This is a genomic window from Sulfurimonas sp. (genome assembly GCF_032250635.1).
Lineage (GTDB): Bacteria > Campylobacterota > Campylobacteria > Campylobacterales > Sulfurimonadaceae > Sulfurimonas.
Map to the genome: position 1 here is coordinate 1 of NZ_JAVVFL010000045.1, position 12,218 is coordinate 12,218.

Below are 12,218 nucleotides of genomic sequence, written 5' to 3' on the forward strand. Positions count from 1 at the left end.
GAATGCAAAACTCCAACAAAAAGTGGAGACTCTTGAGAGTGAAACAAGAAGCTTAAGAGACCAAAAAGAGCAGATGCTTATAGAAGAGAGAAAAAAAATCGAGCAGATTTATAAAGAGAAGGATGAACAGCTAAAAAACATCATAAATGCCATCTCTTCAAAATTCATTTTAAATGCTCCCGAAGAACCACTTGAAGTAGAGATAGAAGATATCCAAAAAGAGGATTCGGCACAGGAGAAAAGACTTGTTGCTCTCAATAAATACCTCAAAAGCAAAGATTTCTCCAAAAAAAAGAGGAAAGAGATAAAAGAAGCGTTTAAAACAAGAGCGCAGGATGATCCAAGGGTTATTGAAATAGATAAAAAATATTACATAGATTTACAAAAGTACGACTATAGCGATTTTTCACTCTAAAACGACACTGCTCTAGAGCTATCCTTAAGGCTTTTGAAGGTAAAATTGCACTTCTTTTACGGACAGCTGGCCGAGTGGTCGAAGGCGCACGCCTGGAACGCGTGTATAGGGCAACCTATCTAGGGTTCGAATCCCTAGCTGTCCACCACCTCTTTTATAAATCAAGCTTGATTTATTCTTATGCTTCACAAAAAATATTTATAAATTTATACCGATATATATGTTTCTTTACTCTTGGTAAGATACAATATAGGAAAAAGTAGTAATGAGTGGAAACAGAGTTTATTATAAAAGCTATTATCGGACTGATTGTAATTTTGGCTTTTTTAATATTTTTACTTTTTTTACAGCCAAAAAGTAAGATAAAAAGTGAACAAAAGAGCAATTTTGAGTCGGAGAGAAGCAAATACTCCAAGGATGAGAGCTCTTCTGCAAATACTGATCTGCTGCATCTAGTTAATATTATAAAAAATAAAAGATCCAATGCAGGTACTCTTTCAGAAGCCCTTGAGCTTGTTATAAAACATCACGGCCAGGTTCATAAGAAGCTCGGACTTAGACCTCATCCCGATTTTGACATATATATAGATATCTTATTTACAATATGCCGACACCCAAATGCAAACAAAGATATGATTATAACGTTTGATAGAGAGCTTGAGAAGCTAAATCCTGAGTACAAGCAGGAGATAAACGAGGCGATAGCAAAGGGATTGAACTCGAGAGGGCTTTAGCTTTAATCTAACTCAAGAGTCTCCGTAACTTTTCCCTGTACTATAGAAATTCCCTTCTCTCTTAACATCTCAAGTGTCTCCATATCGCTCACACCTACCGCAATCAGCGAGATGCCTATACTGTCGGTGATTAACCTGAGTGCTGAGATTGACTGATCACTCTGTGTCAAGAAGTAGCTACTCTGTGCTTTTATGTATGAAGGTCTTAGCTCTTTTAGATATTGGTAATCTTCGCTCTCGCCGATAAATTCGAAGATACCTATATCAATGCTATATCTTCTAAAGAGCTCTATATACTCTCTAATATTTTTAGAATCTTGGCGTACTAATCTGTCTGGGAGCTCAATGATAAGTTTAAACGCAAGCATCGAGGCATTTGCCCGCAGAAGCTCACTTATGTCATGGTAGGTCTCTTGCTTTTGTAGGTACTCTTGCGGGAGTCTAAGTGAATAAGTTGAAGCACCAAGAAGAGAGACTGAGTCGTTAAAAAGCATAGTCACTATCTTTTTGTAAATATCGCAGCTAAGCCCAGACTGGATAGCAGGTGCCATAAATTGGGCATAGCTGTAAGAGCTATTTTTATCTAAAATTAGATTTATGCTTAGGACATGATGAACTGTTTTCATATTTTTTATATCTACTACTGCCCACGAAACAAAGCTGAATCTACTCTTCTCTATAGCTTTGTTAATAAGAAGCTTCCAAGCTACTTTACCCATTACTTCGACAGCGGTGTCTGTTTTTTCTAGATGTATATGTTCATGATTGAATTTTGCTTGCGCCAATGCATTGTCTGAGCGTGAAAAGAGTTCGGAGATACTATTTTTATGATTGTACTCATATATTCCTATACATACAAAAGTCTCATGTTGGTTAAGCCCTGCCGAGTCTATCGCATTAAAACAGCTTTTTTGTATGCTTTTTGCAAGCCCGATGGCATCGCTTCCAGTGTAGCCGGGCAGAAAAATAGAAAATTCTGTACCGTTAATTCTTGCAACGATGGATTCATTTATATCTCTTGTGCTTTTTCTAAAGATCTCTGCAATGGCTACAAATAGTTTGTCTACCTGTTGGTGTCCTATTCTCTCGTTGGCTTCATTTATCCCGTTAAAGGCTACAATCATATTCACACCACTCTCATAAGAGGCGTCAACTTTGAGATATGCCGGAAGTCTGTCTATAAGATATTTTCGATTTCTAAGCTGGGTATTTTCGTCCGTGTACTCAAGCTCTTTGTGTGCTTTTAGCTCCTCGTTTCCTTTGTCAAACATCGCTTTTACTTTTGAAACCATATTGTTCATTCCAAGAACGACATCAGAGAGTTCTTTGGTGTAAGGGATGTTCTCCTGAATTATAAACTCGTTTTTGGTAATTGCCGTCGCCTGTTTTTGTACCTCTTTTAAAGGTCTAAGAATAGCATGCAGTAGAAGGTTGAGAACAGTAAGAGAGAGAGCGGCAATAATGGCAAAAGAGATGAGAAGATCCATTAAAATCGAGTAGAGCTGCTTGTACGCGTATGTAGAATCGCTTTGAATGTGCAGAATTCCAACTTGACTCCAGCCGGCTGATACGTTTGCAAACGCAACGGGCGCCCTAAGTGATACCAGCTTTGTAAACCACCTTGGAACAACAACTATATCACTCTCAATCACTCTTTCATAAAGCGGATTGTTCTCAACATCAACAAGGGTTATTTTACGGTAGTTTCCGCTGTCAAAATTTGCGTTTATCATAGTAGACATCATGGAGAGGTCACCGTTTGCACCGCCAAGTGAAAGACTTAGCGAGGTTGCCGTATTTTTGGCATCTTCATAGAGCCTCTCTTCAACGCCCCTGTTTACACTTTGAAAGTTTAGTACCAAGACGGTTGTAAGTATGGTAAGCAAAAATAGTGATAACAATAAGGCTGTCTGTTTGTAGAGTGTCATATCTTTTTCCTTTGCATGTTGAGCTTTAGCTCATCCCATTTCTTGTGAGATTTTTCATTTTTTTTGTCCGCTTCATCGAGAATATCACCGTTAAAGTTATAGATCGGAGTTAAATCTTTTCTCTGTGATGCGGGAAATATTTTGCGATTGTAGTTGTCTAAAACGAGTGGCTCGCTTTTTGGTGTTTCAAAGTAGGTTAGAACCATGTGAGGCTCTTTAAATTTTGTGGAACGGACATAGGAAAAAAAAAGTTTTTTGTAATCTACTTCAAGATATTTTAGGGCAAAATATTTGCTAATAACATAATCTTCACAATCTCCCCTATCTTTACCCAGAAACTCCCAAGGTGTTGCCCAATAATCGCTCTTGCCGTAGACTTTCATATCGCTGGAGTATCTCACTTCATTAAAAAAGTCATTTACAGCCTCAAGTTTTTCAAGATCTGATTTATATCTTACATCATCAAGTGTCTCTTGAAGCAGCTCAAATCTTTTTTTTGCGTATATTTTATATTTATTGTTGATTTTTTTTAGAAGAGACTCTTCCACAAAAGGTTCATCTGCATGGGTTATGTTTGTAAACAGTAGCGATGATATTAAAAGCACTTTTAGTTTAAACATGTAACGATTATATCCAAAAATTTCTGATATTATTGCTGTCTTTTATTAAAACCTGATGTTCCCTGTTTATCTTTTATGCTTATAGTTTGAGCGTAGTTTTTCAGGTAAATCGGAACCGCTCTGCCTTTAATTTTCATCATATCCTCAAGCATATTTTGTGCAACAAACTCCGCGTCCATATTTTTTATTTCACAAAGATATTTAAAGAGAAGCTCACCAAGTCTTGGCAGCGAGATTTGCCATGTAGAATCTGTTTGGGAGTATATCCAGAGGCTGAAATCGTAAAAGTTTTTAAAAACGCTCTCTTCTTTCCAAATCAGCTCTACACTCTGTTTGAAATTTCCGCTGTTATAGGTTAAATCCCAAAATCTTGAGAATCTTTTCATTATCTGTATATCTTCAAATGAGAGCGTAGAGGTTTGAAGTACATCATAGGGAGGGATATCACTGTAAAGCATACCGCATTCGATATCATGGCGGTTTATGTAGGTTCCTGAGAGTTTTTTTAGTATGCCTATCTGTATTTCGCTATGGCTTAAACGCACCAGTTCGTCAAGATTTGCTCCAAAACTCTCAATCGTCTCCCCGGGGAGTCCGACAATCAAATCAAGATGCATGTGGGCGTTTGTCTGCTCTTGTAAAAAGCGTATATTCTCTTTGATTTTGTCTAACTTTAGAGGTCTTGAGATGTTCGCGGCAATCTCCGGATTTAGAGTTTGTATGCCTATCTCAAGCTGCAGGGCTCCCTCTGGAAACAGAGCAATTTTAGCTTTGAGCGAATCAGGAAAGTGGTCCGGAACAACTTCAAAGTGGGCAAAATATGGCGGCTTCTCCTCTTTTGCTAGAAAAAAGTCCAGCAGTCTGTTCGCGGTTTTAATGTTTAGGTTAAATGTTCTGTCTATAAATTTAAACGCTCTTGCGCCCCGTTGCCAAAGAAGCTCAAACTCCTCTAAAAGCGTATCAAGGTCAAACGCCCGCACCTTCTCATCCATGGAAGAGAGACAAAATTCACACTCAAAAGGGCATCCGCGAGAAGCTTCGACATAGATATATCTGTTTTTAATATCATCATCCGTGTAAAACCTGTATGGAAGCGCTATATTTTTTAGAGATGGCATACTCATTTTAATAACTCTCTCATTAGCAGAGTTGTTAAAAATTTTAACGCATAGCTCGTAAAATGCTATGTCTCCTTCGCCCTGAACGATAAAATCCGCAAGATCAAGATTTACTCTAAAGGGTTCATGCGAGACCTCAGGTCCTCCTAGAATGATTTTTGTACTTGGAGAGACTTTTTTAATGATGTGAATAAGTTCACTTATATACGAGACATTCCAGATGTAGACGCCGATGCCTATAATCTCAGGTTTGTGCGCAAGAAGTTTTTCTGCGATGCTTTGCACGGCATCATTAATACTAAACTCCAGTATTATCGCATCTTCTCGAAGCTCTTTTAAGTTAGCGTAAAGATATCTAAGCGCAATTGAGGTATGTGTGAATCTTGAATTGAGAGTTGTGAGTACGATTTTTTTCATAAGGGAATTTTAGCATAATTATCCACCCCTAAAGGGGGGAGGAAGGAATGGATAATAAAATAATTTATAGGTTATATTTTCTCAAAAATGAAAGGGGTTGAACATAATTGAGATGTAAAATTATATTTATTATAGGTTAATAGCGGGTAAATAATTTAAAATTCTTTCACAATATTGTCAAGTTGTTTAAACATCTCATCTGCCGCATCTTCCATCTCTTTAAAATTTTGAACAATTTTATCGACATTTTCACTCTTAAATGTTGCGTTGTTTTTGATAAAAGAGAGATTGCCGGCAATTGAGCTATGAATATTTTTATGAACTTGCCCGATTACTTTGTAGGCGTTTGTATGTCCAAAATACTCTGCTCCTTCATTGGCATACCATTGACCTATGTTACAGCTCGTATGGTCTTTGTATACGTAAGACTCTTTTGAGTCAAATATTGATGAATAGGCATCTGTTTTAAATAGAGCTAGTTCGACTTTCATTGAGGTCGCCATCAGTCTGCTCTCAATCTTTTTAGACGTATCGGCTGATTGTTCGGCAGAGCTGTTTAGTTGAGAGAATGTCTTTTCAAACTCGTTTACCACACTGTTTGATTTTTGTGCGATATCTGAGATATTGTCGGAATTTGCGCGGATGTCATTAGAGTCTTGCTGGAGCGTAGATATTGTCATCTCAATCTCATTTGTAGCTTTTTGAGTTCTCTCTGCCAGTTTTCTTACTTCATCGGCAACAACGGCGAATCCTCTTCCATGCTCACCTGCGCGCGCCGCTTCGATTGCGGCATTAAGTGCCAGCAGGTTTGTCTGGTCTGCGATATCTTTGATCAGTCCGACTACAACCGAGATCTCGTTTGATCTATGTTCAAGATTTACGATTGCGTCATGAGAAGATGAGATAAGATTTACAAGAGTACTGAAGCTATCACTTATCTCTTGAACATCCTGCAGGCTTTTTGATGAGAGAGCTGCCGTTGTTTTTGATACATCTGCGATAACCGTCGAGTCTTTTTGTGCAAGAGCGATGTCGTCATGAATCGTTTCAAAAGCATTGCTCGCTCCGCCGCTTAGAGTGTTTAGTTTTTGCGAGAGTTCACCTTTTATTTTTGAAGTGTATCCCTCTGCGATATAGCCCATAATGCTGTTTAGCTCTTTTGATGTGCTGTAGAAACTTCCGTGAAGCCCGGATGCGTATGTAAGCCTGTAGTTTTTGCCGCGTGAAGCGTACTCTATGGATGCGTGAACATCTCTCATAAATGCTTCTAACTGGTCAAGAGCATCGTTTAGACTCCATGCAAACTGTGATTCGATAGAGTCGTTGTCGGGTATGTGAGTAACACGTCCCTCAAGCTCTCCCTCTGCAACCTCTTTTAAAACCTTTATCATCGACTGGTAAGTAGGAGATTTCAGCTCGCAGTTGTTATCTACTCTTATAAGAGCAGAAGCGACTAAAACTAGAAGAATCAAGCCTAAAAGGATAAAGTTTTGAATAACTAGCGCATAAACTCCAACAGATAAAACTGTTAAAAATAGTATGGCGCTCTGTCTATTTTTGAAGAGAGATAATAAGTTCGTCATAACCTACTCCTTTTTCTTGTAATATGTCTGTTAAAACTTTAAATGAAGCCTCTACGCCTTCGCTTTTCTCAACTCTTATCATCTCTTTGTATAGAGGTATGATCACTTTTAGAGCTTCTGGATTTGGCTTTCTTCTAACAGAGTAGTAGCCTATGATCTTGCCGTTTTTATCCACCGAGGCAGTTACATTGGTAAATACCCAGTAGTGATTATCGTTTTTTGTTCTGTTTAGGACAAATGCAAATACCTCTTGTTTTGTAGGAATAGTATCCCATAAAAATTTGAAAACAGCCTTTGGCATATCGGGGTGTCTTATGATGCTGTGCGGTTTCCCAAGGAGTTCCTCCTCCTTGTACTCCGCCATCTCCATAAATATTTTATTGCAGTAGGTTATTTTACCCTTCAGGTCTGTCTTAGATACAATAAAGTCATTATCTGCCATCTCTTTTAGCATAAAAATACCTTTTAATTAATTAGTGAGATTCACTTTGTCTTTCAATTATCTTTGAAATATTGTCAGAATTGTAGCACAATTTTAAAATTTCTAAGACAATCCTAATATTAAATTATAAAGAAATGTGATAAAAAACAGGAATGGTGAACTCGTTCTTCAGAGTGCCACCAAGGTGCAATTTTATACAGATTTGAGTTTGTATTAGCGTATAGCATCTTTATATCTTTAAGATATAATCTCGAATGTCATTTTTACTAGCAATTTTTTATTTTTTTTACTTCTCGATCATCGGAGTCTATATAATATTTCTGCCGAAGGTCTTATCTATGGCAGGCTATGGCGCAAGTGATATCGGCATCATATTTGCGGCGGCTCCGCTTGTACGTTTTATTGTCCCGTTTGCATTTATAAAGGGTCTTAAAATAAATGTAAAAAGCTTCAATATTTCGCTTCTTATTATGTGTCTTAGCGCCGTCTCATTTTACTTCTCACTGGATAGTTTTTATAAACTTCTTTTCTCAAATATCTCTCTTGGAGTAGGGCTTAGCATCGTCCTCCCCTATGTTGAGCTTATATCGCTTAAATATCTGGGCAAAGAGGAGTATGGCAAGATTAGGCTTTTTGGCTCAGTAGGGTTTATTATAGTCGCGATGGTGCTGGTAAAGTTTTTAAGTTCCCCTAGTGTCGCACTTATCTATCTGCTTGTTTTAACATTTGTTACATCGATTTTTGCCTATGTCATTGCAAAGAGGGCGGATGCTCTTTTAGAGAGAAGTGAAGAGGTGACCAATGATATAAATCTTTTAAAAGATTGGAGATTGTGGGCGGGGCTTACCCTTATGCAGGTTAGCTTCGGCTCATTTTACAACTTCTTTACTATCTATGTGACCGATCATGGAATAACGCTCGATATTGCAGTCTATCTATGGAGTTTTGGGGTTGTCGTTGAGATTTTTATGCTCTATTTTCAAGGCGCGCTCCTTCGCAGAAATCTTCTTCTGATACTTCAATTTACCACCTTTGCAACTGCTCTTAGATGGTTTATACTCTTTATATTCCCCGATAATGTGACCATGCTATTTCTATCGCAGACTCTTCATGCTCTTAGTTTTGCACTATTTCACTCTGCAGCAATCAGCTATCTATTTCATCTTTACAAGCATAAATCGCTTGCACAGCAGTTTTTCTCAGGTATAACTTACGGATTTGGGGCGTTTGCGGGGGCTCTTATAGCAGGATATGTTTACGAGCTATATCCAAGCTATCTCTTTTTAAGTGCGACTCTCATCGCACTTGGGGCAACGTACTCTTTGTATCTCTGGGGAGCCGACCTAAAAAAGATTAGTAGTCGGCTATAAGACTAAAAGAGAAGACTCTGTCTGTTGAGGTTTTTCCAAATGCCGGCTTATTTATATAATCAACATAGTAGTTAACACCCGCTGAGAAAATATCCGATATTTTTAGTGAGAGAGAACTTTTTGAGTAGACAAAGTAGTTGTCTGCATCCGAGAACTCCGATCGGTAGCTGAGCGTTTGGTTAAACTTTGCATTTTCTTTTATTTGTGCGCTGTAGAGAAGTTGTGCTCTATATGCCGCGTAAGAGTTTGTATAACCGTCGTTTTGGCTTATGCTTCCAGCAGGATAAGGGTATGAAACGGGTATACCAGCAAGAGTATATGTGTCTTGAATGTCATCGTACGCGTAAAGTATGTTTCCATCAAACGACAACTCTTGAGTCGGAGTTTTTATGACCTTGTATTTTGCACCCGGACCTGTATAGAACTGATAGTTAAAACCTGAGAATTTATCATCTTTGTACCCCAGCAGATAGTTAAGAGAAAATCTCTCGCTAAGCGCATATTCATATAGAAGTTCGCTTAAAAATCTGTTTCTGCTCTCAATCCCGTGTTGTTCTCCGTATTGATATAGCAGGGAGAGCTCAAGAGAGTGGTTGTCGAAACTGTTTTTTATTTTTGTATCGACGTTAAAAGCTTCAGAGTCAGAGTTCCCTGAGTTTAGTATATAACCGAGTTCCATACGGGCGTTGAGTTCATATCTTGGTTTTGGAAGCTGAGACTCTAAGTTTTTTATGTTTTCATTGAGTTTTTCAACTTCGGCTTTTGTACTCTCTATTTCACTCTTTATCTGCGCTTCGTCTGCCATTAGGATAGAAGCGACAATAAGAGATAAAACAACTATCTTTTTTTTCATTTTTCTTCCTTTGGTGGTTGTATATGAATATTCATCTGCGGGAATGGTATAGAGATACCCTCTGCATCAAATGCGAGCTTCACCTTCTCTATCATATCAAAGTGGACATCCCAGTACTGCTCTGTTTTCACCCAGACACGAAATACAAAGTTTACGCTGTTGTCTGCCAGTTCGCCAACTGCTACAAATGGGGCAGGCTGTTGCAGAATCCTCTCATCCTCTTTTGTAAGCCGCGTCAATATCTCCTTGGCGAGTTTTAGGTCATCGTTGTAATCAATGCCAAAAACAAGATTTATTCTGCGCGTAGGCTTGCTTGAGTAGTTTGTTATGTTTGAGCCTATGACTGCAGAGTTTGGAATCATTACAGTTTTATTGTCCGGTGTTGCCATTATTGTCGAGAAGAGATTTATCTGCTCTACAGTACCCGATGCGCCGGCGGCATCTATATAGTCTCCAACTTTAAAAGGCTTGAAGATGATTATGAGCACTGCTGCACCGATATTTGAGAGAGAATCTTTAAGTGCTAGACCTATAGCTAAAGATGCGGCACCAAATACTGCCAAAAATGATGTCGTGTTAATACCAAGGGCATTCAAGGATGCGAGGATAATAACAATAAGCAGAGCAAAGTAGATAACGTTTTCTAAAAACTCAACCAATGTAAAATCTACATGAGCCCTTAGCATCAGTTTTTTCATAAAGGCAGTGAACTTTCTAACTCCCCACTTCCCTATAAAAAATATCGCTAAAGCGGCAATAATTTTTAAGCCATACTCGCTTGCATAAACAATAGCTAAATCGCTATATTTTGATATATCCATGCTATACCCTTTATCTGATTTTTAATGATTATAACAAAACGAAAATTAAAAGTTGAAGATAAAAGAGGTGTTTTGTGTAAAGTCGTATCTCTCAACACCTATAGGAGGTTTGCTGTCCGTATTGTAAGACAAAGAGAATTTTAAGAGAAGGTTTTTGTAGATATCTAGCTTTAGTTCGACCTCGTGAGATTGAACGTTATCGCTAAAATCGTTGACTTTTGGCTGATAGTAGAGGGTATATGCGACTGATGAGTTGGCATTGAAATTTATGGAGTATGCAAAATAAGCATTTGCTCTAATGTTCTCTTCGGATGGATTGATAAGCGGATTGTTATAGACAATATCCTCGTAAAAAGCGCCGATACCAAGATAGCCTCTTGAGTTTTGAAGCATATCGTGAAGTTTAAACCTAGCACCAAGACCGGCTAGAGCTCTGCTGTTTATATGTTTAAACTCATCATTTTCGAGTTGCAAAAAGCCCTCGCCCCTTACTCTCTCTTTTGTGATGGCATGAATGTATCTTGCATGTGAGAAGAGTTTGTTTGTATTCTCCTCTCCGTTTGCCTTGCCGTAAGCTCCCGATATCTCTGCCCATGCGACATAACTCTCGTTGCTGTCATATGTTGTTCTTGCCGAAGCTTTGTAGCTGTCTGTGTCGGTATTTCCTCTTTTTGTCTCTAGGGCTGCTTCGATGGTGCTTGAGAAGCCGGGTTTATCGCCGATCTCTACAGGAGTGATTGAGACGAGAGCAAAAAGGTGCTGAGTGATAATAAGTGTAACTAGCAGTAAAAATTTCATAGGGCGAATTCTACCCGCTACTTTATAAAACTCTTCTTGATTCTCTCGATTTCATCTATGATAAGAAGATATTTTTCTTTATGCGGGGAGTCTATTGTATCGATGAGATTTTTATATTTGAGGTAGTTGTTCCAAACTTTTTTTGAGGCTTCCGTTTTGCCTTTTTTGTGTAGCTCAAAGCAGACGGAGGCGTTGATAAATCCTTTGAGAAGCTTTACCTCATCAGAGACTTCAAACCTTCTCTCAAACCAAAGAGTCTCCAGATCTTCATGCGCATCGTAGAAGTTTTGGCTTCTCAGATTTTGTACAAAAAGCTCTAGCTGCTCTTCATGCCTACTCATCAAAAACCATCATATTTTCTCTCCAGTAGCCCCTGCCGCCCTTTAGAGATATGCAGTGATGTTTTGGAAATTTCTCTTTGAACTCTTTTAGTCTGTTGAGGGTTGCTTTTCCGCTGTCGCAGTAAAAGACAAAAACGCTCCCCTGTGGCTCATTTCTTAGCTCAAAAGGGTTGTAAAGAACGGTGTCGGCATTGTCAATTGGTGCGAGGATGGTATCGATTAGGAGTACTTTTACACCCTCTGCTTCAAGCTTTTTTTTGTTTTGTAAAAACTCTTTTTGCGTCCACTCGTTTGGAAATTCCATATCAATTCTCATCTGCTTTTTTTGATGTTGCCAAAACTGCAACAGCGGTTAAAAATGCGCCTAAAAAGACTACGCTGTAACCAGTCGGTAAATCATAAAAGTATGATAGTGTAATTGCGCTTATACTAAAAAACCATCCAAAAAAGAAACTGCCCAGCAAAGGTTTTTTAAAGTTTAAAGAGAGTGCTACAAAAGGCGGTGCGATAAGAAGCACAAAGACCACAAAAACTCCAGCAAGCGCAACCGAAGAGGTAACGGTAATGGCAAGAAGCGAGAAGAATAGAAGCTCCTTTAAAAAACCGCTGAGTTTTGGGTAGATAAAGTAGAGAGCAAGGGCGATAAATGAGTATATAACAGCACTCTTTGCAACTTCAACCGGAGGGGTAAAGAGTATATCGCTTGCCAGAAGCGATTTGAAATGCTCCATCCCCTCAGCCGAGTGAGAGAGCACCATCATAATCCCGCTCGCTCCCA

At 38.6% G+C, this 12,218-nt stretch carries 13 protein-coding genes, 1 tRNA gene and 1 pseudogene; 4 read left to right on the forward strand and 11 right to left on the reverse strand.

Annotation, left to right across the window (positions count from 1 at the left end; genetic code table 11):
- From RQ763_RS04275 to RQ763_RS04285, 3 genes and pseudogenes are all read left to right on the forward strand, one after another.
- Positions 1–415: pseudogene (locus RQ763_RS04275) on the forward strand (DNA-binding protein); the annotation flags it as partial.
- Positions 416–475: 60 nt separating this feature from the next.
- Positions 476–563: transfer RNA gene (locus tag RQ763_RS04280), tRNA-Ser, on the forward strand.
- A gap of 121 nt (positions 564–684) precedes the next feature.
- Complete coding sequence (locus tag RQ763_RS04285) at positions 685–1,149, forward strand: hypothetical protein (protein ID WP_314151398.1); 465 nt, start codon at positions 685–687, stop codon at positions 1,147–1,149.
- A 2-nt stretch (positions 1,150–1,151) separates the two neighbouring features.
- Here the strand turns inward: RQ763_RS04285 and RQ763_RS04290 are convergent, their stop codons facing one another.
- The 5 genes from RQ763_RS04290 to RQ763_RS04310 all read right to left on the reverse strand — a co-directional run bounded on the left by RQ763_RS04290 (position 1,152) and on the right by RQ763_RS04310 (position 7,269).
- A complete protein-coding gene (locus RQ763_RS04290) occupies positions 1,152–3,077 on the reverse strand; it encodes a LapD/MoxY N-terminal periplasmic domain-containing protein (protein WP_314151399.1) in 1,926 nt (641 codons plus the stop codon).
- Positions 3,074–3,697, reverse strand: coding sequence for a transglutaminase-like cysteine peptidase (locus RQ763_RS04295; RefSeq protein WP_314151400.1), 624 nt, complete (start codon positions 3,695–3,697; stop codon positions 3,074–3,076). Before RQ763_RS04295 ends, RQ763_RS04290 begins: the two co-directional genes overlap by 4 nt.
- Before the next feature lie 29 nt (positions 3,698–3,726).
- Positions 3,727–5,232, reverse strand: coding sequence for a B12-binding domain-containing radical SAM protein (locus RQ763_RS04300; RefSeq protein ID WP_314151402.1), 1,506 nt, complete (start codon positions 5,230–5,232; stop codon positions 3,727–3,729).
- Between the two features lie 155 nt (positions 5,233–5,387).
- Complete coding sequence (locus RQ763_RS04305) at positions 5,388–6,815, reverse strand: methyl-accepting chemotaxis protein (protein WP_314151403.1); 1,428 nt, start codon at positions 6,813–6,815, stop codon at positions 5,388–5,390.
- On the reverse strand, positions 6,784–7,269 hold the full coding sequence (locus tag RQ763_RS04310) for a PAS domain-containing protein (RefSeq protein ID WP_314151404.1): 486 nt from the start codon (positions 7,267–7,269) through the stop codon (positions 6,784–6,786). The genes RQ763_RS04305 and RQ763_RS04310 overlap by 32 nt, the downstream gene beginning before the upstream one ends.
- A gap of 242 nt (positions 7,270–7,511) precedes the next feature.
- Here RQ763_RS04310 and RQ763_RS04315 point away from each other — a divergent pair, with 242 nt between their 5' ends.
- Positions 7,512–8,627 carry an MFS transporter gene (locus RQ763_RS04315; protein WP_314151406.1) on the forward strand — a complete coding sequence of 372 codons (1,116 nt, stop codon included), beginning with the start codon at positions 7,512–7,514 and terminating at the stop codon, positions 8,625–8,627.
- Here RQ763_RS04315 and RQ763_RS04320 read toward each other — a convergent pair.
- From RQ763_RS04320 to RQ763_RS04345, 6 genes are all read right to left on the reverse strand, one after another.
- Positions 8,611–9,480, reverse strand: coding sequence for a DUF481 domain-containing protein (locus RQ763_RS04320; protein WP_314151407.1), 870 nt, complete (start codon positions 9,478–9,480; stop codon positions 8,611–8,613). The two genes, RQ763_RS04315 and RQ763_RS04320, sit on opposite strands and share 17 nt — an antisense overlap.
- Entirely contained in the window at positions 9,477–10,301 is an 825-nt protein-coding gene (locus RQ763_RS04325; protein ID WP_314151408.1) for a mechanosensitive ion channel family protein, read from the reverse strand. Before RQ763_RS04325 ends, RQ763_RS04320 begins: the two co-directional genes overlap by 4 nt.
- 45 nt (positions 10,302–10,346) lie before the next feature.
- Positions 10,347–11,099 carry a YdiY family protein gene (locus RQ763_RS04330; RefSeq protein ID WP_314151410.1) on the reverse strand — a complete coding sequence of 251 codons (753 nt, stop codon included), beginning with the start codon at positions 11,097–11,099 and terminating at the stop codon, positions 10,347–10,349.
- A gap of 17 nt (positions 11,100–11,116) precedes the next feature.
- A complete protein-coding gene (locus RQ763_RS04335; protein WP_314151411.1) occupies positions 11,117–11,440 on the reverse strand; it encodes a DUF309 domain-containing protein in 324 nt (107 codons plus the stop codon).
- A complete protein-coding gene (locus RQ763_RS04340) occupies positions 11,433–11,744 on the reverse strand; it encodes a hypothetical protein (protein ID WP_314151414.1) in 312 nt (103 codons plus the stop codon). The genes RQ763_RS04335 and RQ763_RS04340 overlap by 8 nt, the downstream gene beginning before the upstream one ends.
- Before the next feature lies 1 nt (position 11,745).
- Positions 11,746–12,218, reverse strand: a 473-nt coding sequence (locus tag RQ763_RS04345) for a metal ABC transporter permease (protein WP_314151413.1), incomplete at its 5' end; no start/stop codon positions are given.